Origin of the sequence: Myroides sp. DW712, from assembly GCF_046557355.1 — a bacterium.
Taxonomy (GTDB): domain Bacteria; phylum Bacteroidota; class Bacteroidia; order Flavobacteriales; family Flavobacteriaceae; genus Flavobacterium.
Window position 1 is genome coordinate 114,406 of the sequence record NZ_JBKFDO010000005.1, and the last position, 26,666, is coordinate 141,071.

The 26,666-nt window shown below is 36.8% G+C and carries 30 protein-coding genes and 1 pseudogene; 3 read left to right on the top strand and 28 right to left on the bottom strand.

What is annotated here, in order from left to right; all coding sequences use genetic code 11:
• Positions 1-4: 4 nt before the first annotated feature.
• The 28 genes and pseudogenes from ACLJX0_RS05810 to hutH form a co-directional block, all read right to left on the bottom strand.
• Positions 5-481 (bottom strand): hypothetical protein, encoded by a 477-nt coding sequence (locus ACLJX0_RS05810; protein WP_410879139.1) that lies wholly within the window; start codon positions 479-481, stop codon positions 5-7.
• 6 nt (positions 482-487) lie between these two features.
• Positions 488-853, bottom strand: a complete 366-nt coding sequence (locus tag ACLJX0_RS05815) for a 3-hydroxyacyl-ACP dehydratase (protein ID WP_410879140.1) — start codon at positions 851-853, stop codon at positions 488-490.
• A gap of 151 nt (positions 854-1,004) precedes the next feature.
• Entirely contained in the window at positions 1,005-1,619 is a 615-nt protein-coding gene (locus ACLJX0_RS05820) for an outer membrane beta-barrel protein (RefSeq protein ID WP_410879141.1), read from the bottom strand.
• Positions 1,620-1,648: 29 nt separating this feature from the next.
• A complete protein-coding gene (locus ACLJX0_RS05825) occupies positions 1,649-2,257 on the bottom strand; it encodes a porin family protein (protein WP_410879142.1) in 609 nt (202 codons plus the stop codon).
• Entirely contained in the window at positions 2,254-2,880 is a 627-nt protein-coding gene (locus ACLJX0_RS05830; RefSeq protein WP_410879143.1) for a hypothetical protein, read from the bottom strand. The genes ACLJX0_RS05825 and ACLJX0_RS05830 overlap by 4 nt, the downstream gene beginning before the upstream one ends.
• On the bottom strand, positions 2,858-3,487 hold the full coding sequence (locus ACLJX0_RS05835) for an outer membrane lipoprotein carrier protein LolA (RefSeq protein WP_410879144.1): 630 nt from the start codon (positions 3,485-3,487) through the stop codon (positions 2,858-2,860). Before ACLJX0_RS05835 ends, ACLJX0_RS05830 begins: the two co-directional genes overlap by 23 nt.
• Positions 3,484-4,251: a polysaccharide deacetylase family protein gene (locus ACLJX0_RS05840; protein WP_410879145.1), complete on the bottom strand. Its 768-nt coding sequence runs from the start codon at positions 4,249-4,251 to the stop codon at positions 3,484-3,486. Before ACLJX0_RS05840 ends, ACLJX0_RS05835 begins: the two co-directional genes overlap by 4 nt.
• A complete protein-coding gene (locus ACLJX0_RS05845; RefSeq protein ID WP_410879146.1) occupies positions 4,236-5,231 on the bottom strand; it encodes a beta-ketoacyl synthase N-terminal-like domain-containing protein in 996 nt (331 codons plus the stop codon). The genes ACLJX0_RS05840 and ACLJX0_RS05845 overlap by 16 nt, the downstream gene beginning before the upstream one ends.
• 3 nt (positions 5,232-5,234) lie before the next feature.
• Positions 5,235-6,431, bottom strand: coding sequence for a beta-ketoacyl-[acyl-carrier-protein] synthase family protein (locus tag ACLJX0_RS05850; RefSeq protein ID WP_410879147.1), 1,197 nt, complete (start codon positions 6,429-6,431; stop codon positions 5,235-5,237).
• Positions 6,432-6,433: 2 nt separating this feature from the next.
• Entirely contained in the window at positions 6,434-6,691 is a 258-nt protein-coding gene (locus tag ACLJX0_RS05855) for a phosphopantetheine-binding protein (RefSeq protein ID WP_410879148.1), read from the bottom strand.
• Positions 6,692-6,696: 5 nt separating this feature from the next.
• Complete coding sequence (locus ACLJX0_RS05860; protein WP_410879149.1) at positions 6,697-7,317, bottom strand: 3-oxoacyl-ACP synthase; 621 nt, start codon at positions 7,315-7,317, stop codon at positions 6,697-6,699.
• Between the two features lie 7 nt (positions 7,318-7,324).
• Complete coding sequence (locus ACLJX0_RS05865) at positions 7,325-8,446, bottom strand: beta-ketoacyl-[acyl-carrier-protein] synthase family protein (protein WP_410879150.1); 1,122 nt, start codon at positions 8,444-8,446, stop codon at positions 7,325-7,327.
• A complete protein-coding gene (locus ACLJX0_RS05870) occupies positions 8,443-8,895 on the bottom strand; it encodes an acyl-CoA thioesterase (protein WP_410879152.1) in 453 nt (150 codons plus the stop codon). The genes ACLJX0_RS05865 and ACLJX0_RS05870 overlap by 4 nt, the downstream gene beginning before the upstream one ends.
• Complete coding sequence (locus ACLJX0_RS05875; RefSeq protein WP_410879153.1) at positions 8,870-10,147, bottom strand: ABC transporter permease; 1,278 nt, start codon at positions 10,145-10,147, stop codon at positions 8,870-8,872. The genes ACLJX0_RS05870 and ACLJX0_RS05875 overlap by 26 nt, the downstream gene beginning before the upstream one ends.
• A complete protein-coding gene (locus ACLJX0_RS05880; RefSeq protein ID WP_410879154.1) occupies positions 10,140-10,892 on the bottom strand; it encodes an ABC transporter ATP-binding protein in 753 nt (250 codons plus the stop codon). The genes ACLJX0_RS05875 and ACLJX0_RS05880 overlap by 8 nt, the downstream gene beginning before the upstream one ends.
• Complete coding sequence (locus tag ACLJX0_RS05885) at positions 10,892-11,887, bottom strand: BtrH N-terminal domain-containing protein (protein ID WP_410879155.1); 996 nt, start codon at positions 11,885-11,887, stop codon at positions 10,892-10,894. The genes ACLJX0_RS05880 and ACLJX0_RS05885 overlap by 1 nt, the downstream gene beginning before the upstream one ends.
• A 1-nt stretch (position 11,888) precedes the next feature.
• Complete coding sequence (locus tag ACLJX0_RS05890; protein WP_410879156.1) at positions 11,889-12,293, bottom strand: hypothetical protein; 405 nt, start codon at positions 12,291-12,293, stop codon at positions 11,889-11,891.
• A 3-nt stretch (positions 12,294-12,296) separates the two neighbouring features.
• Positions 12,297-12,752: an ABC transporter permease gene (locus ACLJX0_RS05895; protein ID WP_410879158.1), complete on the bottom strand. Its 456-nt coding sequence runs from the start codon at positions 12,750-12,752 to the stop codon at positions 12,297-12,299.
• Positions 12,753-12,758: 6 nt separating this feature from the next.
• Positions 12,759-13,193 (bottom strand): hypothetical protein, encoded by a 435-nt coding sequence (locus ACLJX0_RS05900; protein WP_410879159.1) that lies wholly within the window; start codon positions 13,191-13,193, stop codon positions 12,759-12,761.
• A gap of 2 nt (positions 13,194-13,195) precedes the next feature.
• Entirely contained in the window at positions 13,196-14,329 is a 1,134-nt protein-coding gene (locus ACLJX0_RS05905; protein WP_410879160.1) for a beta-ketoacyl-ACP synthase III, read from the bottom strand.
• Positions 14,330-14,334: 5 nt separating this feature from the next.
• A complete protein-coding gene (locus ACLJX0_RS05910; RefSeq protein ID WP_410879161.1) occupies positions 14,335-15,243 on the bottom strand; it encodes a dialkylrecorsinol condensing enzyme DarA in 909 nt (302 codons plus the stop codon).
• A 6-nt stretch (positions 15,244-15,249) separates the two neighbouring features.
• Positions 15,250-16,137, bottom strand: a complete 888-nt coding sequence (locus tag ACLJX0_RS05915) for a lipid A biosynthesis acyltransferase (RefSeq protein ID WP_410879163.1) — start codon at positions 16,135-16,137, stop codon at positions 15,250-15,252.
• A gap of 8 nt (positions 16,138-16,145) precedes the next feature.
• A complete protein-coding gene (locus tag ACLJX0_RS05920) occupies positions 16,146-16,394 on the bottom strand; it encodes an acyl carrier protein (protein WP_002988622.1) in 249 nt (82 codons plus the stop codon).
• A 7-nt stretch (positions 16,395-16,401) separates the two neighbouring features.
• On the bottom strand, positions 16,402-17,622 hold the full coding sequence (locus ACLJX0_RS05925) for a beta-ketoacyl-[acyl-carrier-protein] synthase family protein (protein ID WP_410879164.1): 1,221 nt from the start codon (positions 17,620-17,622) through the stop codon (positions 16,402-16,404).
• A gap of 14 nt (positions 17,623-17,636) precedes the next feature.
• A complete protein-coding gene (gene fabG, locus ACLJX0_RS05930) occupies positions 17,637-18,368 on the bottom strand; it encodes a 3-oxoacyl-ACP reductase FabG (RefSeq protein ID WP_410879165.1) in 732 nt (243 codons plus the stop codon).
• A gap of 105 nt (positions 18,369-18,473) precedes the next feature.
• Positions 18,474-18,587 (bottom strand): annotated as a pseudogene (locus tag ACLJX0_RS05935) (WG repeat-containing protein); the annotation flags it as partial.
• 52 nt (positions 18,588-18,639) lie between these two features.
• Entirely contained in the window at positions 18,640-18,882 is a 243-nt protein-coding gene (locus ACLJX0_RS05940) for a WG repeat-containing protein (RefSeq protein ID WP_410879166.1), read from the bottom strand.
• A 3-nt stretch (positions 18,883-18,885) separates the two neighbouring features.
• Positions 18,886-20,403, bottom strand: a complete 1,518-nt coding sequence (gene hutH, locus ACLJX0_RS05945) for an HAL/PAL/TAL family ammonia-lyase (protein ID WP_410879167.1) — start codon at positions 20,401-20,403, stop codon at positions 18,886-18,888.
• Between the two features lie 104 nt (positions 20,404-20,507).
• Between hutH and ACLJX0_RS05950 the strand changes: the two genes are divergently transcribed.
• The 3 genes from ACLJX0_RS05950 to mnmG all read left to right on the top strand — a co-directional run bounded on the left by ACLJX0_RS05950 (position 20,508) and on the right by mnmG (position 26,351).
• Complete coding sequence (locus ACLJX0_RS05950; RefSeq protein WP_410879168.1) at positions 20,508-21,746, top strand: NAD(P)/FAD-dependent oxidoreductase; 1,239 nt, start codon at positions 20,508-20,510, stop codon at positions 21,744-21,746.
• Positions 21,747-24,033: 2,287 nt separating this feature from the next.
• Positions 24,034-24,453 carry an rRNA maturation RNase YbeY gene (ybeY, locus tag ACLJX0_RS05955; protein WP_410879170.1) on the top strand — a complete coding sequence of 140 codons (420 nt, stop codon included), beginning with the start codon at positions 24,034-24,036 and terminating at the stop codon, positions 24,451-24,453.
• Positions 24,454-24,473: 20 nt separating this feature from the next.
• Positions 24,474-26,351 carry a tRNA uridine-5-carboxymethylaminomethyl(34) synthesis enzyme MnmG gene (gene mnmG, locus ACLJX0_RS05960; protein ID WP_410879171.1) on the top strand — a complete coding sequence of 626 codons (1,878 nt, stop codon included), beginning with the start codon at positions 24,474-24,476 and terminating at the stop codon, positions 26,349-26,351.
• Positions 26,352-26,666: the final 315 nt, after the last annotated feature.

Consider the following 26,666-nt stretch of genomic DNA (forward strand, 5'->3'; position numbering starts at 1 on the left):
CTTGTTAAAGCAGTTTATTCCGGTCGTCAGCAGTAAAGGCTTTCGATTCTTCAGCATAGGATTTAATCCATTTCTTTAGAGCTGTCGATTGATGGCTATACTCTTTGACAATCATCGTTTTATCACTGTCGATATTTTTATAATAGCCGACAATTTTAGGTGTATTTTCTTGAATAATCAGGCGCACTAATCGGAATTCAACATTGGTAGGTTCTTTTTCAATAGCCGCTTCAATCATCAATGCTCCTTCTTTCACCAATTCTTTTTTATCTCGGATTTTCTTTTCAAATTTTGCCAAGGTTACTAAGGCAGCCCCTTTGTAAACTATCGCTGATTCATCCTTACTGGTCAAGGTTTTTTCATAAAACGCTTGTGCTTGTTCAGCAGACAAACTCGCTTGCTGAAAACTCTTACTCAAATCAGTTGTTGAAACTTGAAAAAAGCTAATAAAACTGATTATCCAAATCAATGCTACTTTCATCTTTTCTTATTTTTGGGTATACACACTGCTCATTTTGAGCGCTATAACATCTTGAAATTGAATACTGCTTTTCACTTTTAGCAGATCCTCTTGTTCTTCAATGGAGAAATTCACAACCAAGGTCTGTTCTACCTGAGGGTTGATGAGTGCCATAAACTTCACATTTGATACTTGTTGCATAAAAAGTATTTTACGTGTTGTACTCTCAACCAACTCTTTGATTATTTGTATCATACAAACACCTGGCATCACAGGATTGTCGGGAAAATGTCCGTCAAATACCGCATGTTCTTTATTGAGTTCAATGACAGCTTGATAACCAGTTTCCTCATTTTGAATGGAAACTACACGATAAAAATCCTTTATCAACATAAAATATCAGATTGCGTTTTTGATTTCACAAAACTAATTAAAAAATACATATAGTAATGGAAAAACCATTCGTATTGATGTAAATGGCTTTTACCTTATAATTTACAACTAAAAAAACTCCCTTCTTGAAGGAAGAGAGTTTTATTTTTTATTAAAACGTAAAAGTTAATCCCAATTGAAAACTGGAGTTATAACTATCATTCTCATACCAATAGTTGTCCCAGAAGTAATCATCCTTGTCCACTACACGTACAACGCCTTGTCTATAACGAGCTTCTACTCCCAATTGTTCTGTAATTTGATACCCCACACCAAAATTTAGCGTTAAATCTCCGTAGAAATCAGTCTTACTTCTTCCGCTAGTCATAATGGCAAGTCCAGGTCCAACGTGGAGGTTAAAATCTTTAAATCGGAATTTATTGATTACGTTAATATCGATGTAGGATAAATTTACATCTTCCACTACTCCCTGGTAAGAAGGGTCATTCCAGCTATTATTCCAACTGTTATTTTTCACATAGGATAAGTTGGCATTTTTCGCTCCTTGCATGGTGTAGTTTAACTCGGGCTGTAGCGTATAAAAACTCGCTAAGCGAATAGGAAATTGTGCTCCTACATAGAAACCAGCTTTATAGTCAGCTTCCGCATGCGTAATGGTTGATAAACTCAAACCTCCGCGAAGCCCCGGTGTAAATCGCTTTTGTGCGTGTGTACTAGCTGTAACTCCTAAAGCTAGACAAGTAATCAATAGTAGTTTTTTAATCATAATTTATAAGGTATTGGTTATTTTACAGTTTAGAAGGAATAGGTTAAGCCCAGTTGTACACTTAAATCTTTAATGTCGCTATTACTCCCTAATTCATAGGAATCTTCCTTTTTTAATGAAATAAGTCCCATTACGCCGTACCTAAATCTTGCTTCCACTCCTATATTTTTCATCAAGACATATCCAAATCCAGCGGTACACGTCATATCAAAATTATAATCCGTGTACTTATTTCCTTCGGTCAAAAAAGCAACTCCAATTCCGCCATGTACATTGAATTTTCCCCAGTGAATTTTATTCATCATAATAAAATCTAAATATGACATATTCACATCTGCTTCTTCGAAAACACCTGTATTATTTCCCCAGCTCTCCGCTCTTGCTTGCCAAATAGCCGTATTTTTTGCACCTAAACGGATATAAGATAACTCGGGTTGTAGCGTATAGAAGCGAGTTAATCGAATGGGAAATTGCGTACCTACATAGTAGTCGGTTTTATAGTTCGCGTCTAAATCCGTTAGGGTAGATACCACCATTCCTCCACGAAGACCTGGCTTAAATCGCTTTTGTGCATGGGTTGTATTGATGCTCCCTAGGCTAATACATACACAAGTGAGAACAAATAATGTTGTACTCATCGGTTATCTTCATTTTCTAATGGTGTTAACTGAATGGATAAAGGGAAGTTTTGGTGTTTTATTTCCAAGGCCACTCCTTTTTTTGCATAGGTAAAAACAATTTTAGGTTTTCGAGCACTAGCAGCGATGACTTCTGTTACTTCCTCCTGTTGATTGACAACAACAAAGGTTTTTTTCTTTTTGTATAAGCCCTTGTAAACCGTTGTATCACGTTGTGTTGCCTTGGCATTCAGGGTATAAGTATCTTCTACCAAATAGCTAAAATCTTTAGCTAAGAAGTTGAGAATGATTTTTTTATCCAAATCGGGCATCACGTAATTAATCGCATAAGGCTTGTCTTTATAAATCGAAAAATCGAAAAGGGTATTCCCGAAATCAGAAGTTAAAACAACGCGATGTAGGTGTTCATCCATGCGTTTTACCACCAATAAACCGCTCAATTCCTTTTTGAATACCTGAATATGAGCACGAAAAATATGCTCTTCTCCGACAGTGGCAAAATAGGTATTTGCAACTGTAAATACGCCTTTGGTATACTCTTCTTTTCGGGTATTAGGGCCGTAATAGCTCTTGCATGAAGACAAGAACAAAAGAGCGAAACTAATTAGTAAAAGCTTTTTCATCTAATTGCGTATTTACTTTTTTATTGGTAAACACAATACGGGTGTAATCTGCTGAAGGTTCAATCAACTTTACTTCAGACACTGTATTTTGTCCTTCGTCAAAATACAACACAATCTCACTAATGTACTGTGCAATTTCCTTGCTCAGTGGAACTAATTTAGCAATACGTCGATTTTTGTTTTTAAAATACCCAATGGTAAATTCTTTTTCATCAAACATATTTCCACTGATACTCCCCACAATCAGGGTGTTGATTTTGGCAAATTTTTTATTGTTCCCAATATCGATTTTATTTTTCTTTCCTTGATCGTTAATCGTAATCTTGTTATCCGTAAAGGCAATACTATAGGCGAAAGGACTAGTGTACTTCCAAAGAAGTTTATTGGGTACACTCAATTGCATTTGTCCTTTGGATTCGATTTCTTTCGACATGAAACTCATGTTTTTATACTGCACAAAATCAGTTGAAAGGGTTTTTATATCTTTAGTTGTACGGACAATTTCTTTTGTAAATGCGTTTTTCTCTTCCGTTGTCATGGCTTTTTCTTGGCTAAACCCAACGAGGCTTATTCCCCATACTAAAGCAGTAAAAATTAATTTTCTCATGATTTATCTTCGTTTAAGAACGTTACTAAATTAACCATTTTATACTTGTCTTGTTGCAATTGTTTTAAAAGTCTTTCTAAGGCCTTTACAGAAGACTCACTGGTGTCGTGTAGCAATACAATGGTTTGTCTATCAATTCGGCTATATACGCGGTTAAAAATGGCTTTATCGTCTTGCATTACCGTATCAAGGGATCGATTAGTCCAACCGATAACTCGGTGTTTCGTTTGACGAAGCGCCTTGGCAATATGTGGATTGGTAATCCCAAAAGGGGGACGATAAAAAGGCGTTTGAATGTGTAAGACTTTCTGAATGACAGCATCACATTGTACAATTTCTGCTTTGACTTGAGCCGTTGAGAGAAATCCCATACTATTGGGATGCGAATAGCTGTGATTGCCAATTGTGTGGCCTTCTTCTACGATTCGTTGGGCAATTGCTGGATATTGTTCGATTTGTTTCCCAATACAAAAGAAAGTCGCTTTTGCCTGATACTGTTTCAACAAGTCCAAAACCTGAAGCGTATAGGGGGTAGGCCCATCATCAAAGGTGAGGGCAATCGTTTTAGGTAAGGGGTTGGGGTTTTTAACAACCGTTGGAATAAAGAAACCCAATCGGATATCAAACACTCCCCAGCTAAATAAACTGATAAAAAAAAGTAATCCGGGAATTAACCATACAAGAGACACGCTTGTACTTACAGCTAAATACAGCACAATCCCCGTATAGATTAGGGTAATTCCAAGGACTATTTTACTCCACATCGTTTCAACAAAATAAAACTACAATCTTTTCCCTGAAATTGATTGTATAAGAGAATATACTGTACCCCTTCATCTCTTTTCATTCGTTCTGCGGCTAATAATAAACCAAAAGACGAAGCGGTATGATGGTGACCGACATATTCTTTATACGTTACGATTTCAGCTTGGTTGCAGCTGTGATAAATTGCATCAAAATAATCTTGATCAACAGGTAAGTTACAACTTCCCACATAGACAACATCGAGGGCTTCCACAGCTAAATTATGTTGTTGCAAAAAAGAAGTGATATTCATTACTTCCCTTGTATTGCTAATGTGGATATCCACAACTTCTGCATAACTTGTTTCGGTTTGTTTGTGATCTAAAGCAAAGAAAGTAGCGCCTTCAGCCGTATTGATTCCCTTGTCAAAAATGGTATCCACCGTATTGACTAATTGGGCCAATTGTTGATTAATGATGGTTGTTTTTCCTACCTCATCAATTCCTCCAATCAAAGCATTGGCAACTTCATCTGCTTTAACTTGTAAGAAACCATCGAGTAAGGCCGATTCGAAGGAGCTATTTTGGTGTACATAAGTAAAGTTATAGCCTTTACATCCCAAATGTAAAGCCACTTGTCCACCAACTGTATTATGTGTTGATTGGATGAAAGACGTTGGCGTTAAATAACGTTCCTCATTGTCTAACAACAGTTCTAAAAATTTTTCTGAATCTACTAGACAACCTAATCCCGTTCCTGTTATAATAGCATCAGGTAGTTGAATACCGGCTTCTTCTAAAGCTAAATGAGCCGTGTAAATACCCATTTTTACTCCTTTAGCCATGCGTCTAACCATAGCTGGAGCAATTAATTCTTTATATGACGGCTGATGAGCCTCATTAACCCCTTGCTTAATTTTATTCAGCGTTTCTACTGTAAAATTGCGGGATTGCTCTTGGATTGAAATCGAGGCTAATCCATTGATATATACCTTTTTCATCTGCTAAGCTTTAGTAAAAATAATCGTTGAACAATTTCCGCCAAACCCAAAAGAATTAGACATAACGCTATGAATGGGTGTATGAAGCGTTTCGGTTTGGGGTCTGAGTGTTACTTCTTCCATGGGCGTTTGGAAGTTCAAGTTAGCAAAAACAACATTATGTTGAAGCGCCAAGATGCTATAAACGGCTTCTATTGCGCCTGCTGCTGCAAGCGTATGCCCAGTAAAGGGTTTGGTTGAACTGAACACAGGAGTAGCTGTTCCAAAAATACGTTGAATGGCTCTTCCCTCAGACAAATCATTGTTGGGTGTTGCTGTTCCATGTGCATTGATATAATCAATTTGATGTCGTTCTAATTCAGCCATAGCCAGTGCTTTTTGCATAGCTAAGAAGGCTCCTTCACCATCTTCAGAAGAAGCGGTTTGATGATACGCATCATTAGCATTTCCATAACCAGCTACAACCCCCAAAATAGGTTGGTTGCGCGCCATAGCAATCGCTTCACGTTCTAAAACAAGATAAGCCGCCGCTTCACCTAAATTCAATCCTTTTCGATTTTGGTCAAAGGGAGTATTATCTGTATCTGAAAGAATCATCAGCGTATTGAATCCGTTAATTGTAAACTTCGATAAAGCATCCGTTCCGCCTACAATTACACGATCCAATTTACCTGCTTTAATAAGACGACATCCCATCATCAGTGCATTAGCAGCAGAGGAACAAGCGGTACTGATTGTTGAAATATACCCTTGTAAACCCAGATAATCCGCTATTTTTTCCGTAGAATCACCTGCTTCTTGGCTAGATACGTATTTTCGCGTTGCTGGATCGGTCTGAAAAGATCGGTAGTATTGCTCAATAAAGTCCATGCCTCCAACCGATGTAGAAGATATTAATCCCGTGGGAACAGCATTAATATCTTGTATCCCGGCTTGTTCTACTGCTTGTTTTGCCGCATAAACTCCTAATAAAGCGGTTCTCGTATAGTTATTATCTGCAGGCAAATTTAATCGTCGGATTAATTCAGCTGTTGTGGATTTAACTTCTCCTACTTTAATCTGCTCTTTGTGAATAGAATCAAACAACGTTAATGTTCCTACACCCACTTGGTGAGAAACTAAAGCACGATAATTTTCTTCCACGGTTTGACCGATAGACGAAATTATCCCCATACCTGTAACGACTATACGATTTTGCATCTTTATTTTGTTCTGTTTGCTGCAATATAAGCAGCCATTGTTTCAATCGATTGAAAAATAGCTCTTCCTTCTTTTGGATCACTTAATTTGATTCCATAATCTTTATCCATCAATACGATTAATTCTAAGGCATCAATCGAATCTAATCCTAACCCATCACCAAATAGGGGATCTGTATCTTGAATATCGTTGATTTCAATATCCTCAAGATTTAAAACGTCAATAATTTTAGTTTTTAATTCTGTTTTTAAATTTTCCATTTCAATTAAAATAAATGCTTAATACTTTCTATTGTGTGTGGCACTTGTCCTTGTTTTTCAACGAGGTACAGAACCAATTGATATTCTTCTTCTAGGTAATCAACCCAACCGCAAATAATGCGTTCTGCTCGATTGGTTTGCAAGGCATAGGTTGCATAGGCATGCATTGTTTTTGCGTCATATGCAGGTGCCAAAAAAAAGGCATTCTCTCCTTGTAATTGGTGTCGAATGCTAATTTCTGCCAAGCAAATATTGGCTAGCGTATAGACAAATACGGCTGGACTCGGATAGTAGGCTTGTTCATCCAGAATGGATGCACTGTGTTTGAGATCAGTATCCAAACTGGAGGTTGCATTGCTCAAATAGAGAGCAGTCTTATATTGGGGTTGTGAATGGGTGGTTGGCTTCAACAATAATTCAGCACCAATAAAAGCTAGTTTACTCAACCTATCCATTTTAAAAAATTTGGGATATTCTACTGCTTGCTCCTTGTATATGCGTTTCAAAAACGACATTACATCTTCGGATTCTTCAGTATTCATACGAAAAACCACTGCTCCATTTAGGATTACTTCCCCCTCTTTAATGGTACAATAATCGGTGATATAAAATGATTGTTCACTCATTTTTCGCTTACTTTTTACTTAAGATTATGGCTGTATTGGATCCTCCAAAACCGGAGGCTGTTTTCAAGGCTATCTGCACGTTCTTTTGCTCCGCTTCAGTCGTAATATTTACTGCTCTTGACACACCTAATTCCTCAAATCCCAAAGATTTAATTAATTGATTTTGTCGCATACTTTGCATTAACATGACTACTTCTAATAACCCCGCAGCACCTAAGGTATGTCCAAAATATCCTTTTTGGCTGTGAATGGGTTTTTGCGCTAATCCCATGCGATCAAAAGCTATTGCTTCCATCTCATCATTATAAGCCGTAGCTGTACCATGTGCACAAATACAATCGATTTGATTAGCAGCCAGCTGCGCTTCTTCTAGCGCTTGTTGAATACTTAGGTATAAGCCTTCTCCTGTGCGGGAAGGACCAGATATGTGATTCGCGTCTGCAATAGATGCTTCGCCTAGGATTTCAAAGGATTCTCCTACTACTGCTTTTGTGCTGAGGTAAACAGCAGCGGCAGCTTCGCCTAAACTTACTCCTTTTCGATGAGCATCAAAGGGTTTACAAGGCACCTCACTCATTGCTTGAAAACTAGTAAAACCAGAGGTTACAAAAGGAGTTAATTCATCTCCTGCTAGAACATAAGCCTCATCAAATTGTTCCATTTGGATTAATCTTTTTGCAACGGCAACCGCGAGGATTCCCGAAACACAAGCATTGCACACAATAATGGGCTGGGTAGTAAACCCAAAGAAATCCGCAATGCGTTGAGCCAATTGGTTGATATTGGCGTCTGCTACTTTTCCCTGTGCTAAGGCAGCAATATTGCCTTTAGTTGTCGAAACTACTAAAGCCGTTCGATCCGACACTGTTCCTTGTTCCACTAAAGGAGCTAACGTACTAATTAGCATGCGTTCCAAACGCGTCAATGTAGCTGCTTCTCTTGTATCTTTTTCCCATTGCGCTGTTATCCATTCCTCGGCAATTTGTCCGCCATAAAAATCAGCGATAAAGCCCAATTGGTCAATTTTTCGGATTCCTGATTGCTGCTGTTGAATAGCGCTCCAATTGCGTTGTAAACCAAAGCCTAGGGAACTGAAACACTCTGATTTATTAATATATATCTTTCTCATGCTTCTGTCAATCCTAATTTGGCTTTCCATTCTTCATAGAAAGGCGGTATAGCCAAGGCCAAGTTATTCGCTTTATCTAGAAAAACTTGTGTTGTTTCTCCAGTACAAACTACTTGATCTTGTTGGTTTAAAATCTTAAATCTAAATATAATCTTTGCAGCAGGACTTGCTACATAAGTGGCTCGAATACGAATAATATCACCGTATTTCAGCGTTAATTTATGGGCACAAGAAGAGGCTACAATGGGTGTTACATACCCCGCTTGGAGCATATCTAAATAAGAAATCCCATAGGTTCGACCAAAGGCTTCTCTAGCGTCCTCAAAATACACTAAATAGTTTCCATGCCAAACGATACCAAGCGCATCTGTTTCGTTGAATCGCACTCTTGTTTCTACTTCAACGGTCAGTTCGGAAATTTCTTTATAAAGATCTTTTTTTCTTATCATAAAACAACGCTATTGAGATCAATACTAAAGCGAACAAAAGTAGCAAAATAATCTCAGTTCTAATTTCCCATAAACTCCCTTGTCGAAGCAAGAGAGTATAATATCCTTCTAATCCCCAATTCATCGGAGATAGTTTTGCTACAACCTGCATAAACGTAGGCATGGCAAAAGTGGGGACCCAGACTCCGCTTATTGCGGCTAGGATAACCACAAATGTAGCTCCAAATGGAGACGATTGTTCTTGTGTTTGAGCAATAGTTCCAAAAACCACCCCCAAAGATATGGCGGATAAACCAATACACAAGGTCAATACACTCAAATTAAACAACTGATTTCCAATTGTAAAGGGAAGTAATCCTAAGAAAGGAAAAACATATTTCCCCACGGCTAAAATCAGGTAAAATTGCAACAAGCAAATCACGAGATAGGTAATAATCTTACCAGCCCAAAGTATTCCCATTCCCGTAGGAACCGTATAGAGTCTAACCTTAGTTCCTTGATTTTTTTCTTTGACCAAATTCATCGCAAAAGGCACAATGATAAAGAAGATTGCAAACAGTGACCAAGCGGGTACATTGTGTTGCACTGCATTAGGTTTTACTTCCTGTTGTAAATCTAAAGGGGATATTTCTTTAAAAGCAAAAAGCGCCTGTTGCTTTAATAATGTACTATTGGAGTCTAAATCTAGCTGAGCCGCAAAAGCACTATAGATGAATTTATTTTCTGTTTGGGTTACAATGCGATCAATCGCTGCTTTTATTCCCTCTTTATACGCAATTTGCAAAGCAGGATCAAAATAAAGTACCACCTCTTTTTGCTGAAACATCGGTTTTTCTTTCTCGGGATGGATTGCCTCTCCCATTTGAAGTACTTCTTCCACATTTGCCGTGATATAGCTTTGAATCTCCTGGGTCAATTGTTTGGGTATCACAATAGCCAGCTGATATTCACCTTTTAATACCGCAGTTGCGGCTCCTTCTTCTGTTAATGCTTTTCCGCCTAAGGATGTAATGAGCTCAAAACTTCCCAAAGCCTTTACTTCATCGAAAATCGCTTGAGATACTTCAGCTTGATCTTGATCAATCACCAATAATTTTAAGCGTTGATTGGTGATATTTTCATAGGTATTATTTTGAATCAAGGTCACTACAATAACCAAAAACACAGGCATAATAAACAATACCGCTAAGCCACCCAAATCTCTGGTCAACAGTTTCGCTTCTTTGCGAATGGTCATCAGTAGTCTATACATTGTCCTTTAGATTAATACCAGTTAATTGCAAAAATGCTTCTTCTAAATTTGCTGTTTTTGTTTGCATCATCAAGTCTTCACTTGTTCCCAAACCAAATAGTTGTCCTTTATTGATAATTGCAATAGACGTACACAATTCTTGTACCTCATGCAAATGATGGGAGGTATAAACAATTGTGGTTCCTTTTGCGCTAAGTTCTTTCAAGAAATCAACAATCAACAAACGCGATTGTAAATCGACTCCCACTGTGGGTTCATCCAAAAACAGAATAGCTGGATCATGCAAAATTCCCGCGATGAGGTTTACGCGTCTTTTCATTCCTCCCGAAAAGGTGTCAATTTTTTTATGTGCAAAAGCTTCTAAGCCTAAATAAGCTAAGTAATATTGAATTTTTTGTTTGAGTTCTTTTCCCTTTAATCCATACATACTCCCTAAAAACATCAAATTTTCATGAGCAGAAAGGGTAGGATAGAGGGCGTATTCTTGAGGAACAACTCCGATTTTACTTTTGATTTCGATGGGGTTCTGTTGATAGGTCATACCTTCAATTTCCAACACACCAGAAGTAGGTTTAATCAGGCCATAAAGCATAGATAAAAGCGTTGTTTTTCCAGCGCCATTAGGGCCTAATACTCCAATAAAATCTCCGCGATTAATTTGCAATGACACCGCTTCAATAGAAAAGAAATCGGCTCCTTTGTATTGTTTATATACGTTTTGAATAGCAATGACCACGTCTTTCATTAGAGGGCTTTTTTGAGCTTTTTAAAGAATTGTTCTTCTCGATCGGCTAAGCCGTTGAGTTCTTTGGATAAACTTAGATATACATCTTCCCCATTCTTGCGTTTTTTATACACACGGGCTGCGTTTACGGCAAAATCTCTCCACGCATCACCAATGCTAGTCATTTCTGTAGCAAACTCGTTTAAAATGGGTTTATTTATCTTTTTTGCCGCTTCCTGAAGAAAGGCAGCATAAATGAAGCGAAATCCTCCACCTCCTGTTCCAATTTCCTCCTGCATGCGCACCATTTGAGCCAAGAAGTGATTGGCTTTAGGCACTCCGTGTTTCTTAGGCCATTTAACAATGGCTTTGGCTACCATTCGCATACCACGTACTCCAACGATAGGCACAGGAGCTAACACATCATTACAGGTTTTTTTAATGGCTTTGACAATGGCCTTTTCCCAATCAATTTGTTGTGGAAGAGCTAGGGGATAATAGATTTGTCCTTTGGGTGCAAATGCTCCTTGTGCAAATCGCACTTTTTCCAATTCACTCGGTGTTAATTCTGTTGCATGGGGCATCACAGGATCACTCACCAAAAAATTGTCTCCGTTTTTGCCATACACCACTAAATTATGTGCATTGAAGTGAAAGCGATATTCTTCGGGAAAATAGGGCAGGTGATAGACCCCCACTTGCAGTCCACAGGGAATTCCTTGAGCAATCTTGGCTTCTAATTCGCGTTGTGCTTTTTGCTTGTCATTAAATTTAATACGCTTTACTTTCAACCCTAGACGCTTGGCTAAACGATTAAAAATTAACCCAGGCAAAGGGCGATAGCTAATTGCTGGAGCGTGATTGACCTTTACAAAAGGCAAGTAAACAAAAAATAGTCCTGAACCCAGGCCAAAAGCCAGGGGTTCACTGATTTGAATCCCTTGGTTACTCAATAAATTTGACGCTACTCCATTTTCACAATGGGCAGACTGTTTGTGTACAAAATCTATTTTCATCTTATTTAGCGCTAAATGCTTTTAATTCCGCTACAGAAATCTCAAAAGCATCCGCATATTTTTGTAGTACTTTCGCACTTAATTTTTTAAAAACTTGAGGTTTAAAATGTCGTTTTACCCGCCATCTCCACATGGAAACATAAGCACTTAGCGTAGGTAAATCCATACGATTCAACTCCATAAAGTATACAATCGGACTAACTACCCCATTGGCTACTTGCTCTTTCGCTTCTTGTACACGAGCATTAATTCCCTCTAACGTGGCAACCTGTACAATGGTTTTGGTTTCCCATCCCGAACTTAAGGCCGTAACATACTCGCCTTGATCATTGACTGCATAACACAATTCTTGGATGTCATTATCCAGCAAACTGCTTTTATCTTGTGGTACTTCAGACTCTTTCATGACTTATTGTTTTTGTAAAAAAAGGTTGACTTCTGCTTTGAATACGGGTTGGGTCTCTGTGCGGCTTGTCACTTCGATTAAACAAATTGAAAAATCATCTCCATCCATACGAGAAATTAACTTTCCTTCGGTAAAAAGTGTATCCTTCACTCTTGGAAGTCTCAGGATTTCTACTTTTTTCATGGCACTTATAAAGCCCAATACATTGACATTTTGGCGTTCTTGATGGTTTTCATCAAAAAAAAACGTCTGCCCCACAATGGCGGAGCAGGTTTGAGCTGCGTTTTCCATTAAGCCTGCCTCACAAAGTACATCATTTTCTACGAAGATATTGTCTTCTTTGACCTGAAATAAAGTGGCAACACTATCAGCATTGATTGACGTAATAATATCGACCATCAGCATAGGCGCACGATGGGGTAAATAATTTTGTATTTCAATTACTTTTGTATTGACCATAGGAAATTAAGATTGTGCAAGGACGGTTTTCATTTGCCCTGTTGCAATTATGGTCCCGTTACAAGTGGTAGTCAGCTCTACTAAAGTGACCCCCATAAACTCATGTAAAATTTGGGCTTTTGTAACCAATTGGTCCCCAACTTGAGGCAATTGATCAATTGTTATTTTTTTAATAGACCCAATATAGCCTGTTGGAGCTTCTTTATCTTGTAAATAATAGGCATATCCCGTATGTAAAGCAACCGTTTGTGCCATATGTTCAATAATACCTGGTTCTTGCATATACTCATTAGCTACACACAGGTTATCGCTATGGATGGATAATCCAGCTTCAATAAAATCTTCACCAAATTGGTATAATGTATCTACCATTACAATTGGCGCACGTTGTGGAATTAAAATTCCCACTAATTCCGGTGCTATCAAGGCTCTTTTCTCCATAGTTAAACAACTTTTAAATACGCATAGGCATAGGAAAATCGTCCACTTTCAGGAACAGAAAGCAAAATACGATCCCCTGATTTTAGTTTACCAGAGTTCATCAATTCTTCAAACATCAAATAAATGGAAGCCGACCCGACATTCCCCACATATTTGAGATTCATAAACCATTTATCTCTAGTAATTTCAATACCCGCTTCAACAAATTTATTATATAATCCATCGACAAAATAATGGGAAGACACATGAGGCAAGAAATAATCGATATCGTCAACCGTAATCTTATTTTTTTCTAAGGTAGCCTTCATACTTTCCACCCCCTTATCTAAAATATTTTCGTTCAATATTTTAACATCTTGTTTCAGCGAAAAAACGGATGCTGTAAGCCATTCTTCTGAAGTATAATCACTCCATGGCTTAATACTACCATCTGCTAATTTATCTCCACCAGCGTACATACACGCTTCTAATTCAAAAGCATAAGAATAGTAATCCATCCATATAATTTCAGCAGAATGAGGTCCTCTAGGTTGGTTTTCTAACAAGAAGGCACCACAACCATCCGACAACATCCAACGCAAAAAATCCTTTTTAAAAGCAAGAATAGGCGTTTGTTCTAAATCTTTTAAATTAGCAATTTCCTTTTCAAATTTTTCTGCTTTCATCCAAGTTGATACCCGTTCTGATCCCGTACAAACTGCATTAGCAGCTGTCTCAGACTTAATGGATAAAAAGCCGAATTTTAAGGCATTCATTCCAGAGCAACACACCCCTGAAGACGAGTTTAATTCAAGTGATTTTGTTTTCATCAATCCGTGTACCATTGCCGCATGAGAAGGCAATAAGCTATCTGGAGTTGAGGTTCCACAAGATAGTACTTCGATTTGAGCTAAGTCAAAATCTGTATCACATAATGCTTGTATAGCCTCAAAGGTCAATTGCGCATTGGTATGTGTAATAGTTCCTTGTTTAGTCAGCGCATAATATCGGGTTTGAATTCCGTTATTTCTCAACACAATACGACGTGCTTTTGACGTTTGTTGGTCTATTTTTCCCAATACGTCTTCCATTTCGTCATTTGAAATGGGCGCATTTGGTAAAAATTTTGCAGCTCTGGTTATAAAAACTCTTCCCATAAGATTTACTTTATTCCTTGAAAATACACTTTATCCTGTTGGATTTTTTTGTAATTCAAAGGATACAAAAGGATATGTATGAAGTGAACAAGTGGTGAAATCAACCAAATAGCTAGAAATAAATACACATTGAAACACTTTAATAACAAAGGTCTTCGCTGTGGGCTACTCTTCAAAATCAATGAGGACCAAATACCAAATAATCGATTGGCTTTACGATCCATTGACACCAAAAAGTGGCGTACTTCTACCGCATCTTGTTGAATTAACTCTTCTTGTAATCCTTGATAATTAGTACTATATAAATATTTTTTTATTGTTTCGCCAAATCGATGGCTGGCTAAAATCTCTTCTGAGCTAATACCAGGTTTAGGTAATACCCCCCAAACTTTGCGTTGTAGCCCTGAGAACATCCAATCAACGATTGTAATAACACTCACTAGATTTATTGCTCGATCTACTAGGGCAATATTTCCTACTAAAGTACCCTGTACAACTTGAATTTGTTTTTTTAGCTTCTCTTGCGCCATAATCCACATATTTCTACTTCCACTGACCGTAATTACAGGTGTATTCCTTAACAATTGTTGGGCATATTCACTTTTCATAAAGGAATTAATGGGGATAGAAGGCGTTAAATACCACACTTGATAGCCGAGTATAACCAAATCATAGTTTTTGTCTAAAACAGACGCTGAAGGCGGTAAAATAGGTTGTTCAATTTGTTTGAACGATTCTGGAAAAACACCAAAAAAATCTGTTTTCTTCCAGGGAAAAGGATAAGGTTTTTCCATTTCAATTTCATACCATGTAAGCGCTATGGTATCATCCTCAAGCAAAGGACGTACCATTTGATCTAAAACCTGCTTTAACTGTCCAGATTGACTATAGTAAATAATTAATACACGCTTCATTATCTTCTATTTAGTTTGAGAAGGTAGTTCCCAAAAGTCGTAATAATTAAACCACTGTAAGGGATATTTCTTTACTATTTGTTCTACACTCGAACAATACGATTGGAGCAAGTGTTGTGCATCGCGGTGTTTTACCTCGGCTCGTCGGGTATACAAATGATAGTGTAAATTATTTTCTTTCATTACATATACATAAGCCACAGGCACGTTCAGGCGAGAAGCTATACTGAAGGGACCAGCTGGAAATAGGGCTGATTCCCCTAAAAATTCTTCTTGTAACGTTTTGCTTCCAGGGAAGAAACGGTCCCCTGTAAAACAAATAATTTCATTGTTAGACAAACACGTATTAATCTCAAAGATATGGGACATATCGTCTTTGACAAGAATAAAATTCAACTTTGTTTTAATTGAAATCTGATCAAAATATGCCTTAATAAAGCTGTGTTCTAGATCCGTTGTTACTAAATTGATCTGACTGTCAAAATCTATATCTGCAAAGAAGTATTCAGCAACTTCAAAATTACCAACATGTGCGCTAATTAAAATAGCTCCTTTTTTTTCCGCAAGTAATTCTTTTAGAATTTCGATACCATCAAAATCATAGGTAAACCGGTTTCTCAATCCGATAGAAATAGCTGTTTTATCAATTAAAACTTGCCCAAATCTAAAGTAGCTAGCATAGAGCATCACTAATGCTTTTACTATGCTAAAGCGATGTCTTTGATGCAGGTAATAATAAAGGGCTCTATTGGATTTCCATGCGGTTATAAAATAGTAAAAAGCTACAACTATCAACACGCTATACGCTGTTCTGATACCGAGCTTTTTTATACATAAAACGAAAATTTTATACCCGAGTAAATTACCTTTTGATTGTCCTTTCCATTGAGCCATGGGTCATTTTACTTTTGTGTAATCTTGCGTTCGATTAAATCATAAAAATCTTGAAAAGTAACGATAGCTGTAAAATCTGCCTCGACTAATTTAACACCGAAATTTGATTCAATTAACACGACTAAATCAACGTAATCCAAGCTGTCTAAATTTAAACTCTCTCTTAAGTTATTTTCTGCTTCAATTACCTCCTGATCTACTTCAAATTCTTCAACTAAAATTTGATTAATTTTTTCAAAAATCTCTTTATTATCCATTTATCAACTATATTTTTTTAACTAGGAGTGCAGAATTCGTTCCGCCAAATCCAAAAGAATTCGACAAATATAAATCAAATTTTTTATCTAACGTTTTTTTAACAATATTAAGTCGATTGGAGTCCTCATCTCCTTCTTTGAAATTTTTATTGGGGCTGATAAAGTTGTTGTTCATCATCAAGGTAGAATAAACTATTTCGCTTGCTCCAGCCATCCAGCATTCATGTCCTGTTAGGGATTTTGTTGAGGTGACGCAAGGCATACTGTCTTTGAATACCTCATAAATTGCTTTGGCCTCATTAGCATCTCCTAAAGGTGTAGATGTGGCATGTGCATTGATATAGCCTACTTCATCCACTGCAACACCCGCATTTTGAATAGCTCTGCGCATCGCTGTTGCAGGACCATCCACATTTGGCGTTGAAATATGTCCGCCATTGGACGAAAATCCATAGCCAATTACCTCTGCAATAATAGGTGCTCCGCGTTCCATGGCTGACTCATAGCTTTCCAAAATCAACGTTGCACCACCCCCACTGGGAACAAGTCCATTTCGATGGGCATCAAAAGGACGAGAAGCCTGGGAAGGATCCACACCTTCTTCTGCGAATACGCCCAGTCCATCAAAACTAGCCATGGCAAAGGGATTAATTTCTTGTGCTCCTCCACAAATGACAATATCTTGCATTCCACCTTTAATCATGGCAAATCCTAAACCAACAGCATGAGAGCCACTCGCACAAGCCGCACTAATGGTCATGTTGATTCCCCTCAACTTAAAAATAGTGGACAAATTCATCGTTACGGTTGAATTCATCGATTTAAAAATGGCACCTGAACCAATTAAAGCCGTGTCTTTTTTATCTCTAAAAATATCCGTTGCTTCAATCACCGCCTTAGAAACACTGTCATTTCCGTATAAAATTCCAACTTCACGTTGCTCTAAAAAATCCAGGCTAATCTGAGCATTCTTCAATGCTTCCATGGTTGCCACATATGCATATTCCGTTTCTTCCCCTACAGAAAGTCTTTGTCTACGATTCAATTCTGCTTTCAAATCTGGACGTGGAACCATGCCCGTAAAGGCAGATCGAAATCCCATTTCATGTCGTTGTTCGTCGTAAATAATTCCCGATTTTCCTTCATATAGTGAGGCTTTTACCTCGTCTAGATTCAACCCAAGACAAGAATAAATTCCCATTCCTGTAATAACAACTCTTCTTTCCATCAAATTACGCGTATTTATGAATAAATTCCACCGTTAATATTGATTACTTCACCTGTGATATAACTGGCCTTATCTGAAGCTAAAAAGCCCACTAAATCAGCTACTTCTTCTGCTTGACCAAATCGATTTGCTGGAATTAGTTTGACTAATTCTGTTGCATCTAAATTGGCAGTCATATCCGTTTCAATAAACCCTGGTGCTACTGCATTTACCGTAATATTTCGCTTAGCCACTTCTTGCGCCAAAGCTTTTGTTGCGCCTACAATAGCCGCTTTTGCCGCGGAATAATTCGTTTGTCCTGGTGTTCCTTTCATTCCTGATACAGAAACCATGTTGACAATGCGTCCATAGCGATTTCTCAACATCTTTTGCATAAAAAACTGCGTCACATTGTAGAAGCCATTTAAACTCGTTTGAATCACCGTATTCCAATCTTCATACGACATCCACATAAATAGTCCATCTCGAGTAACGCCCGCATTATTTACCACTACTTCTACCACAGCTGTTGGATTGTTTTCTACCCATTGCGTTAGAATTTCAGTCACCTCCTCATTTTTGCTGACATCAAAGCGAAGTATCTCTCCCGTTGCTCCTAATTGTTCAACATCACGCAACGTTTCTAACGCTTTTTCTTCATTTGATTGATAATTAATCAAAATGTGATACCTCTTTTCTTGTGCTAAACGCAAGCAAATCGCTCTGCCAATTCCTCTAGATCCACCAGTTACAATCGCGGTTTTCATTCGTTCTATTTTAATTAAATAATTCTACATTTTTGTACCATTTGCCTGTAAATAAATTCCCATTTACATCCAATATGCCCCATTTGTTCTTGTATTTCACACGGACTAATCCCTCGTTAAATCCTTTATCAACTTCTTTCTCTTGACTAAAAATAAAGAAACGGTGATTTTATATTGCATTGGAATAACAATTTTTCCTTCTCGATTAATAAATCCCCATTCTTTTCATTTTATAGCGGCTAAGCCAGCTGAACTAAAAGGAAGTGCATTATCAAACGTATAGAGAATCACTTGATTTCCCTTGACGATCAATATATCCCCATAACAGGCCATCATACACACAAGCTAAATCCTCTAAAAATGAATGAGCTTGAACAAATTGTGGTACAATAGCATATTCTTCTTCCCTATTCAAGTAACCAAAGTTTTTATCTGTTCGAACTAAGGCTAATTCCTGTGCTTGTACTAAACCAATACAGAAAAAGAAAAGTAAAAAAAGAGAGAGACGTATCATATTTTAAGCTTTTAAATACTCTTTTATTTGTTGTAAATAAGGATATAAGGCTTGGTCATCTGAAAACGCAGGAATAATTTGACGAATTTCTGTATACCATTTTTTGGTTGTTTCGGAAACCTTATCCTTATAGGCTAATGCATCAATAGCCTGAACTAAAGTCAATATTTCAATAGCTAACACCTCAAAACTATTTTCAATCAATTTATCACACAAGACAGCCGCATTGGTTCCCATACTCACAATATCTTGATTGTCATTGTTATTTGGTATGCTGTGAATGTACATCGATGTAGCTAGTGCTTGACATTCTGCCGTAGTAGAAGTAGCTGTAAACTGAGCACCTTGCATACCAAAGTTAAATCCTAATTTACCAAGGTTGACAAAAGGAGGCAACAATTCATTAATTTTTGCATTGAGTAGATAGTTCAACTGACGTTCCGCTAACATGGTCAAACGCGTAACCACCAACTTCAATTTATCCATTTCTAAAGAAATGTAATCGCCATGGAAATTTCCGCCGTGATACACTTGCTTACTTTTCACATCAATAACAGGATTGTCATTGGCCGAATTCATTTCATTTTCTAGCACTTTTCCTACTTCTTGAATGGTATCATAAATCGGGCCTAAAATTTGAGGAATACAGCGAATTGAATAGTATTCTTGTACTTTATCTTTAAATATTTCTTCTTGATTCGTTCCGTTATATAGGTGTTCCTCTCTTTTCTTAATCAGCTGGCTATCCTGTAAATTTTGACGCATCTGTTGGGCAATATGCTGTTGTCCTTTGTGCAATTTAGCCTCGTTCAATTCAGCAGATAAATGATCATCATACGCTGCCACTAATTCATTAATAGCACACGCTATTTTTACAGACCAATCGAGTAATATATTGGCATGGTGCCAATTCAAAATACCTATTCCCGTCATCACAGAAGTACCATTCATCAAAGAAATACCTTCGCGAATGCTGATGCGCATAGGAGTGATATTTTCCAATTCAAACACTTCTTTTGTATTTCTTCGTTCTCCATTATAGAAAACTTCACCTTCTCCAATTAATACCAAAGCTAAATGAGCCAATTGCACTAAATCTCCACTGGCACCAACACCTCCATGTGCAAAAATCAAAGGAGTAACCTCTTTATTTAAGAGGGTTTTCATCAACTCAATCACCTCTAAATTAATTCCAGAATAGCCTAGAGAAAGCGAGTTTAAACGTGCTAAGATTGCTGCTCGAACTTGTTCCACGCGCAACGGATTTCCAATACCTGAAGCATGACTTCGAATTAAATTATATTGTAAAGCTACACATTCTTCATCTTGAATACGGTATTGCGCCATAGGACCAAATCCAGTATTCACCCCATAGATAACTTTATTTTTAGCATAATCCTTCAAAAAGTTAAAACTTTCATCTACGCGCTCTTTCAATGCTGGAGCTAATACTAATTCTTGCTCTACCTTTAGATATTGTACAAAATTTTCTAAGGATAAGAAACCATTCAACGTGTTCATTAACTTGGTATATTAGTTATATTTGTATCATATTTCTATGCATAACCATTTGATGCATAAAACAGAGGCAAATTTAATACTATTAACATAATAAATAGCAAACAATGTCAATTGAAAATGTAGATGTTCTCATAATTGGAGCAGGTCCATCTGGAAGTGTTGCAGGCAGTTACTTACATAAAATGGGGGTAAATGTAAAAATGGTAGAAAAAACAAAGTTTCCTAGAATTGTAGTAGGCGAAAGCTTAATACCTCGTGTAATGGATCATTTTGAGGCGGCAGATTTACTTCCAGCATTAAATACCTATAATTTTCAACCTAAACCAGGTGCTCGATTTATTCGTGGTAAAGAGATTTGCATTTTTGATTTTAGTGATAAATTTTCAACAGGTTGGGATTGGACCTGGCAAATTCCGCGTGCAGATTTTGACAAAGCGATAACGGATGAAATGCAACGCAAAGGCATCGATATTCAGTTTGAAACAGAAGTAACCGACGTTCAATTCGAAGGAACAGATTCCTTAACAACTGTTCGCAATACAAAAGGTAAAAAATCGCAAATTCGCGCTAAATTTTTAATTGACGCCAGTGGATACGGGCGCGTTTTACCCCGTATGCTCAACCTAGATGCGGCCTCCAAATTAAGCCCACATTCTGCTATTTTTAGTCATATTATAGACGAACGAAGACCCGATGGAGTAGAAGGAACGCAAATTTCATTCGATATTTTAGAGACTAAAGTATGGTTATGGGTGATTCCTTTCTCTAATGGAAAAACAAGTGTAGGCATCGTTGGCCCTACAGAATATATTGAAAAACTAGGGACAAATCCAACAGAAGCGCTACAAAATGCTATCAATCTTTCTGATTTCTATATCAATCGTTTTGGTGATTTACCTTTCGATTTTGAACCTAAAAAACTAGCTAATTATTCCATTAGTGTTTCTAAAATGTTTGGAGAAGGCTACGTATTAACTGGAAATAGTACAGAATTTTTAGATCCGGTCTTTTCCTCTGGCGTTTGTTTTGCGACTGAGTCAGGGATGCTAGCTGCTAAATTAGCCCTGAAAACCTTACAGGGAGAAGCTGTAGATTGGCAAAGGGAATATGCAGACTATATGAATGAAGGAATCGATGTTTTTACGACTTATATCCAAGAATGGTACACAGGAAATTTACAAGAACTCTTCTTTCATCAACCCGAAAATCCGGATGTTAAACGAAAAATATGCTCCGTTTTAGCAGGGTATGTTTGGGATAAAACCAATCCATTTGTGTTAAAACACAACAGTGTAATACGCAATATGGCACACCTAATAAAGATGGAAAAAGGGATTGAATAACCCCATTTGATCTAAAAATAAATAAAAGTCTTATGCGCTTGTATAAGACTTTTTTTTGGTCAAAAAGACAAAAAACACAACTACTATTTTCATCTTGTACGAAACTAAAAAATGGTGTTCTAGTTTTAAAAACTTCCCTTTCATGCTTACCTATTTTCCATAGAAAAATTCAATTTACTGCTACTTATACCTTCTTTTTTTATTTCCATTTTACTACGCATACTACCTTTTATTCCAAAAAAAATAAAAGCAAAATTACCCGATTTTCTTCCCATATTTTACTCAAAAAACAAAATGAATACTGCTTATTTTGCCTTTCAATCTGGTGTTTTTTAGCTCATAAAAAAAGAGTAATCAAGAAAAATATAAAAAGTAAAAAACATCTTTTTTAAAAACAATTAACTGATTTACAGCGCATTAATACTTATCAACAACCTCGTTTTTAAAAAGAGCTAATCCCTTGATAATGAAAAGAAACGCAATGAACAGTTTTTGTTGATAAGTAAGGAAAGAATAGAATAAGTATTTTTTGTTTAGTTAAAATAAATTACAATACAGCATAAAGCAGGAGCTGTGCAAATTTATTTTTTAGAATCTATCAGCTAGATATTCATACTCTATCTACCACTTATCAACAGAAATTAACACCTAAGTTATAGCAAACAAGCTGTTGATAATGGTTATTAACCGTGTTAATAAGATAGCTATTAAGCTATTTTCAAGCGTTTTAAGAAATGATAAGCTGTTAATAAGTTTTTATAAGTCAAAACTGCAAATTCTGGCTTAAAAGTTATTGTACATATTAACAAACAATATAATAGAGAAGTTTTTTTTTATTTTTTTAAAAGATTTTAATTCTATTATTTATAGTGTTGATAACGTTGATAAGTCAAATTTTTTGTTGATTCTTGTTTTGGAGTGTTGAATGGTGTTTTTTGAGTGGTTGTAGTTAGCGTATTTTTTTGTGCTTGAGTAATGGAGTTGGTTGCGCAAAATTTAGCCGTTTCTTTTTTGCAGAAAGAGTAGATGAAGAGGAAAGTTTCTTTTTTTGTTCAGGCTGTATTTTGCGTATATTTTTTTAAATGAGAGTTGGGGCGTTTTACGCAAAAGATAGGCCTTGTTTTTTTCAAGTGATCGTTACTTCTCAAAAATAAATTTTAAAATCGAATGGCTGTATTTTGCGTATATTTTTTTTTGTGGTAGTTGGTTCGTTTTACGCAAATGGTGAGTCGTATATTTTTTAGTTATGTTACGCTCAAAAAAATGAAGGATGAAATCGAATGGCTGTATTTTGCGTATTTTTTTTTAAATGCCCCTTGGTTCGTTTTACGCAAATGGTGAACTCTAGATTTTTTCGTTTTGATCTTTTACAAAAAGATGTTGGACAAAATCGAGCGGCTGTATTTTGCGTATATTTTTTTTCATTTCCCTTGGTTGGTTTTACGCAAAAGATGCGACTTAGATTTTTTAGTTTATATCACTTGCTAAAAATTGGGGATAAAATCGAGCGGCTGTATTTTGCGTATTTTTTTTTAAATGGCCCTTGGTTCGTTTTACGCAAATGGTGAACTCTAGATTTTTTAGTTTATATCACTTGCTAAAAATTGGGGATAAAATCGAGCGGCTGTATTTTGCGTATATTTTTTTTCATGCCTCTTGGTTCGTTTTACGCAAATGGTGAACTCTAGATTTTTTAGTTTTGATCTTTTACAAAAAGATGTTGGATAAAATAATGTTGCTGTATTTTGCGTATATTTTTTTTCATACCCCTTGGTTGATTTTACGCAAATGGTGAGTCGTAGATTTTTTAGTTTATGTTACGCTCAAAAAAATGTAGGACAAAATTGAGTGACTGTATTTTGCGTATAGGCTATTAATTTTTTTTTGTTTGGTTTACGCGAAAGATAGGAAGGAGAAATAGATTTTTTTTTTTTTGCGTTTGTTCATACTTTCTTCGCGTACTGCTGGCTAATTTTGTATCTTTGAAAGATACTTTTTAAAGTAGGTCGTGTAGTTTGCTTAAAATGAATTGTATTTTTATTTTTCCCGTTTACGCTAAACACAAGGCGTTGTTTTTTGAATTTAACCTGATTTAGCTCTTTTTTTAGGGATCATTGAACGATTGTCCTCCTGTTCATCTTATATTTTCTTCGGGTTGCTTAAATGCGTGTAGAAGTGAGGAGGTTTTTTTGAGTCGACCAGCTGTTGTATTTGGCAATGTTTTTAGATTTCAGTGTATTGCTGTTTTAATTTTCCTCGTACCTTTGCCTGATATTTTGAATTTTATATGATAACTTTTAATTACGAATTAGATTTTTCGCTCCAACAAGAAGATCAATATGAAAGCTGGATTGATTCCATTTTAGCTTCAGAAGGTTTTACTACGGGGGAAATCAACTATATTTTTTGCACGGATGAATACTTACATGAAATCAATGTAAAGTATTTGGATCACGATACACTTACAGATATAATTAGTTTCGATTATACTGAAAATCAAGTAGTTAGTGGGGATATTTTTATAAGTGTTGAGCGCGTAAAGGAGAATGCAGCAGATTTTGGTGTAGCCTTTGATGTAGAATTATTGCGTGTTATGGCGCATGGGGTTCTACATTATTGTGGCTATAAGGACAAGAGTGAGGCAGAGGAGACTTTAATGCGTCAAAAAGAAGATGAAAAGATAAAAATGTTCCACGTGGAACAATAATCGATTAGATTTTTTTAAAAATGAGTATTTTTCAAGATAGATATGATGTAATCGTTGTTGGTGGTGGGCACGCAGGGTCCGAAGCAGCAGCAGCAGCAGCTAATATGGGATCCAAAACTCTTTTGATTACCATGAGCCTGCAAAATATCGCACAGATGTCCTGTAATCCAGCTATGGGAGGAATTGCTAAGGGACAAATTGTTCGCGAAATCGATGCCCTGGGTGGGTATTCAGGAATAGTTTCCGATCAAACAGCGATTCAGTTTAAAATGTTGAATAAATCCAAAGGTCCTGCCATGTGGTCACCGCGTGTACAATCAGATCGTATGCGTTTTTCTGAAACTTGGCGGTTGATGTTAGAGGGTACACCCAATTTGGATTTTTACCAAGATATGGTCAAATCCTTGTTGGTAAACAAGCATAAAATAGAAGGAGTCGTGACGAGTTTGGGCTTAACCATCAAAGCAAAAACCGTTATTTTAACGAATGGTACTTTCTTAAATGGTTTAATTCATATTGGTGAAAAACAATTTGGAGGTGGTAGAGCAGGAGAGGGTGCTGCATTTGGTATTACGGAAGACTTAGTCAATTTAGGTTTTACAGCGGGTCGAATGAAGACTGGAACGCCACCACGTGTAGATGGTCGTTCGTTGGATTACACTAAAATGGAAGTACAAGGAGGGGATGTAAATCCTGCGAAGTTCTCTTATCTAGATGTTACTTCGCCTTTGAAACAGCAACGTGACTGTTATATGACTTACACATCAGCAGAGGTTCACGATCTATTGCGCGAAGGATTTGATCGCTCTCCGATGTTCACAGGACGTATTAAAAGTTTAGGTCCACGCTATTGTCCCTCAATAGAAGATAAGATTAATCGCTTTGCAGATAAAGAAAGACATCAAATTTTTGTAGAGCCGGAAGGGTGGAATACATGCGAAATTTACGTGAATGGATTTTCTACATCGCTACCTGAAGATATCCAATTTAAAGCCTTGCGTGCAGTTGCTGGTTTTGAAAATGCGAAGATCTTTCGACCTGGATATGCTATCGAATATGACTATTTTCCGCCTACGCAATTGAAGCATACCTTAGAAACAAAGTTAGTTGATGGGTTGTATTTTGCGGGTCAAATTAATGGTACAACAGGGTATGAAGAAGCAGCTTCTCAAGGACTAATGGCTGGTATAAATGCGCACTTAAAAGTGCAGGAAAAGGAACCTTTAATATTGCGAAGAGACGAAGCTTATATCGGAGTTTTGATTGATGATTTGATTACTAAGGGTACAGAAGAACCCTATCGCATGTTTACTTCTCGAGCTGAATATCGCACTTTATTGCGTCAGGATAATGCTGATTTTCGTCTAACTCCAATGTCTTATTCAATAGGATTAGCATCAGAAGAACGCATGAAAAGAATGGAATATAAGCGAGATGAATCAGAAAAATTCGTTGAATTTTTTAAAGAGACAAGCGTTAAAACGGAGGAAGCAAATCCGATTTTAGAAGCTAAAGGATCCTCTTTAATGAGTCAACCAGATAAGATGTTTAAGGTGTTTTCTCGACCACAAATTGAGTTGGATGACATTTTGAAATTCAAAAAAGTAGAGGAGTATATTGCTAGTTCCGGCATTGATCAAGAGGTAATTGAGCAAGCAGAAATCCAAGTGAAATATTCTGGATATATTGAAAAGGAAAAGAATAATGCAGATAAATTAAATCGTTTAGAGGACGTAAAAATACCAGAGAATTTTGATTATGATAAGATCGTTTCTCTGTCATTTGAGTCCCGCGAGAAGTTCAAAAAGATCCGTCCCGTTACAATCTCTCAGGCCTCTCGCATCAGCGGTGTAACACCCACAGATATATCGATTCTATTGATCCATATGGGGAGATAGAAGGAAAGTAAAGAATTAGATAAGGATTGTTCCACGTGGAACAATCCTTATTTTTTTGTTTAGTGGGATTGAAGTAATCAGCGTCTTTACAATCAATTAGAGTGTGAGTTAAAGTAATAGATTAGGTTGGTAATGGGTAATGTGTAATGGATGATGCGTGAATAAGGAAAATGAAGTCTAAAAAACGCTGCTCTTTTTCAGTTTAAAATAGAAGCGGGAAGAAGGAAATTAAAATTAGAAACTAAGTTTTTTTATTTGTTAGCTTAGAAAAAAAATGTGCTACAAAAAACAAAATTACGTTCTAAATCGATTGCT

Excerpts from the sequence above, each read along its gene's own strand:
- ACLJX0_RS05840 (WP_410879145.1), bottom strand. The coding sequence starts at position 4,251 with ATGTGGAGTAAAATAGTCCTTGGAATTACCCTAATCTATACGGGGATT.
- ACLJX0_RS05915 (WP_410879163.1), bottom strand. The coding sequence starts at position 16,137 with ATGGCTCAATGGAAAGGACAATCAAAAGGTAATTTACTCGGGTATAAA.
- fabG (WP_410879165.1), bottom strand. The coding sequence starts at position 18,368 with ATGAAAACCGCGATTGTAACTGGTGGATCTAGAGGAATTGGCAGAGCG.
- ACLJX0_RS05940 (WP_410879166.1), bottom strand. The coding sequence starts at position 18,882 with ATGATACGTCTCTCTCTTTTTTTACTTTTCTTTTTCTGTATTGGTTTA.
- ACLJX0_RS05920 (WP_002988622.1), bottom strand. The coding sequence starts at position 16,394 with ATGGATAATAAAGAGATTTTTGAAAAAATTAATCAAATTTTAGTTGAA.
- ACLJX0_RS05950 (WP_410879168.1), top strand. The coding sequence starts at position 20,508 with ATGTCAATTGAAAATGTAGATGTTCTCATAATTGGAGCAGGTCCATCT.
- ACLJX0_RS05925 (WP_410879164.1), bottom strand. The coding sequence starts at position 17,622 with ATGGAAAGAAGAGTTGTTATTACAGGAATGGGAATTTATTCTTGTCTT.
- ACLJX0_RS05855 (WP_410879148.1), bottom strand. The coding sequence starts at position 6,691 with ATGGAAAATTTAAAAACAGAATTAAAAACTAAAATTATTGACGTTTTA.
- ACLJX0_RS05825 (WP_410879142.1), bottom strand. The coding sequence starts at position 2,257 with ATGAGTACAACATTATTTGTTCTCACTTGTGTATGTATTAGCCTAGGG.
- ACLJX0_RS05880 (WP_410879154.1), bottom strand. The coding sequence starts at position 10,892 with ATGAAAGACGTGGTCATTGCTATTCAAAACGTATATAAACAATACAAA.
- ACLJX0_RS05820 (WP_410879141.1), bottom strand. The coding sequence starts at position 1,619 with ATGATTAAAAAACTACTATTGATTACTTGTCTAGCTTTAGGAGTTACA.
- ACLJX0_RS05850 (WP_410879147.1), bottom strand. The coding sequence starts at position 6,431 with ATGCAAAATCGTATAGTCGTTACAGGTATGGGGATAATTTCGTCTATC.
- ACLJX0_RS05810 (WP_410879139.1), bottom strand. The coding sequence starts at position 481 with ATGAAAGTAGCATTGATTTGGATAATCAGTTTTATTAGCTTTTTTCAA.
- ACLJX0_RS05860 (WP_410879149.1), bottom strand. The coding sequence starts at position 7,317 with ATGAGTGAACAATCATTTTATATCACCGATTATTGTACCATTAAAGAG.
- ACLJX0_RS05815 (WP_410879140.1), bottom strand. The coding sequence starts at position 853 with ATGTTGATAAAGGATTTTTATCGTGTAGTTTCCATTCAAAATGAGGAA.
- ACLJX0_RS05875 (WP_410879153.1), bottom strand. The coding sequence starts at position 10,147 with ATGTATAGACTACTGATGACCATTCGCAAAGAAGCGAAACTGTTGACC.
- hutH (WP_410879167.1), bottom strand. The coding sequence starts at position 20,403 with ATGAACACGTTGAATGGTTTCTTATCCTTAGAAAATTTTGTACAATAT.
- ACLJX0_RS05905 (WP_410879160.1), bottom strand. The coding sequence starts at position 14,329 with ATGGGAAGAGTTTTTATAACCAGAGCTGCAAAATTTTTACCAAATGCG.
- ACLJX0_RS05835 (WP_410879144.1), bottom strand. The coding sequence starts at position 3,487 with ATGAGAAAATTAATTTTTACTGCTTTAGTATGGGGAATAAGCCTCGTT.
- ACLJX0_RS05865 (WP_410879150.1), bottom strand. The coding sequence starts at position 8,446 with ATGAGAAAGATATATATTAATAAATCAGAGTGTTTCAGTTCCCTAGGC.
- ACLJX0_RS05870 (WP_410879152.1), bottom strand. The coding sequence starts at position 8,895 with ATGATAAGAAAAAAAGATCTTTATAAAGAAATTTCCGAACTGACCGTT.
- ACLJX0_RS05885 (WP_410879155.1), bottom strand. The coding sequence starts at position 11,887 with ATGAAAATAGATTTTGTACACAAACAGTCTGCCCATTGTGAAAATGGA.
- ybeY (WP_410879170.1), top strand. The coding sequence starts at position 24,034 with ATGATAACTTTTAATTACGAATTAGATTTTTCGCTCCAACAAGAAGAT.
- mnmG (WP_410879171.1), top strand. The coding sequence starts at position 24,474 with ATGAGTATTTTTCAAGATAGATATGATGTAATCGTTGTTGGTGGTGGG.
- ACLJX0_RS05890 (WP_410879156.1), bottom strand. The coding sequence starts at position 12,293 with ATGAAAGAGTCTGAAGTACCACAAGATAAAAGCAGTTTGCTGGATAAT.
- ACLJX0_RS05900 (WP_410879159.1), bottom strand. The coding sequence starts at position 13,193 with ATGGAGAAAAGAGCCTTGATAGCACCGGAATTAGTGGGAATTTTAATT.
- ACLJX0_RS05895 (WP_410879158.1), bottom strand. The coding sequence starts at position 12,752 with ATGGTCAATACAAAAGTAATTGAAATACAAAATTATTTACCCCATCGT.
- ACLJX0_RS05910 (WP_410879161.1), bottom strand. The coding sequence starts at position 15,243 with ATGAAGCGTGTATTAATTATTTACTATAGTCAATCTGGACAGTTAAAG.
- ACLJX0_RS05845 (WP_410879146.1), bottom strand. The coding sequence starts at position 5,231 with ATGAAAAAGGTATATATCAATGGATTAGCCTCGATTTCAATCCAAGAG.
- ACLJX0_RS05830 (WP_410879143.1), bottom strand. The coding sequence starts at position 2,880 with ATGAAAAAGCTTTTACTAATTAGTTTCGCTCTTTTGTTCTTGTCTTCA.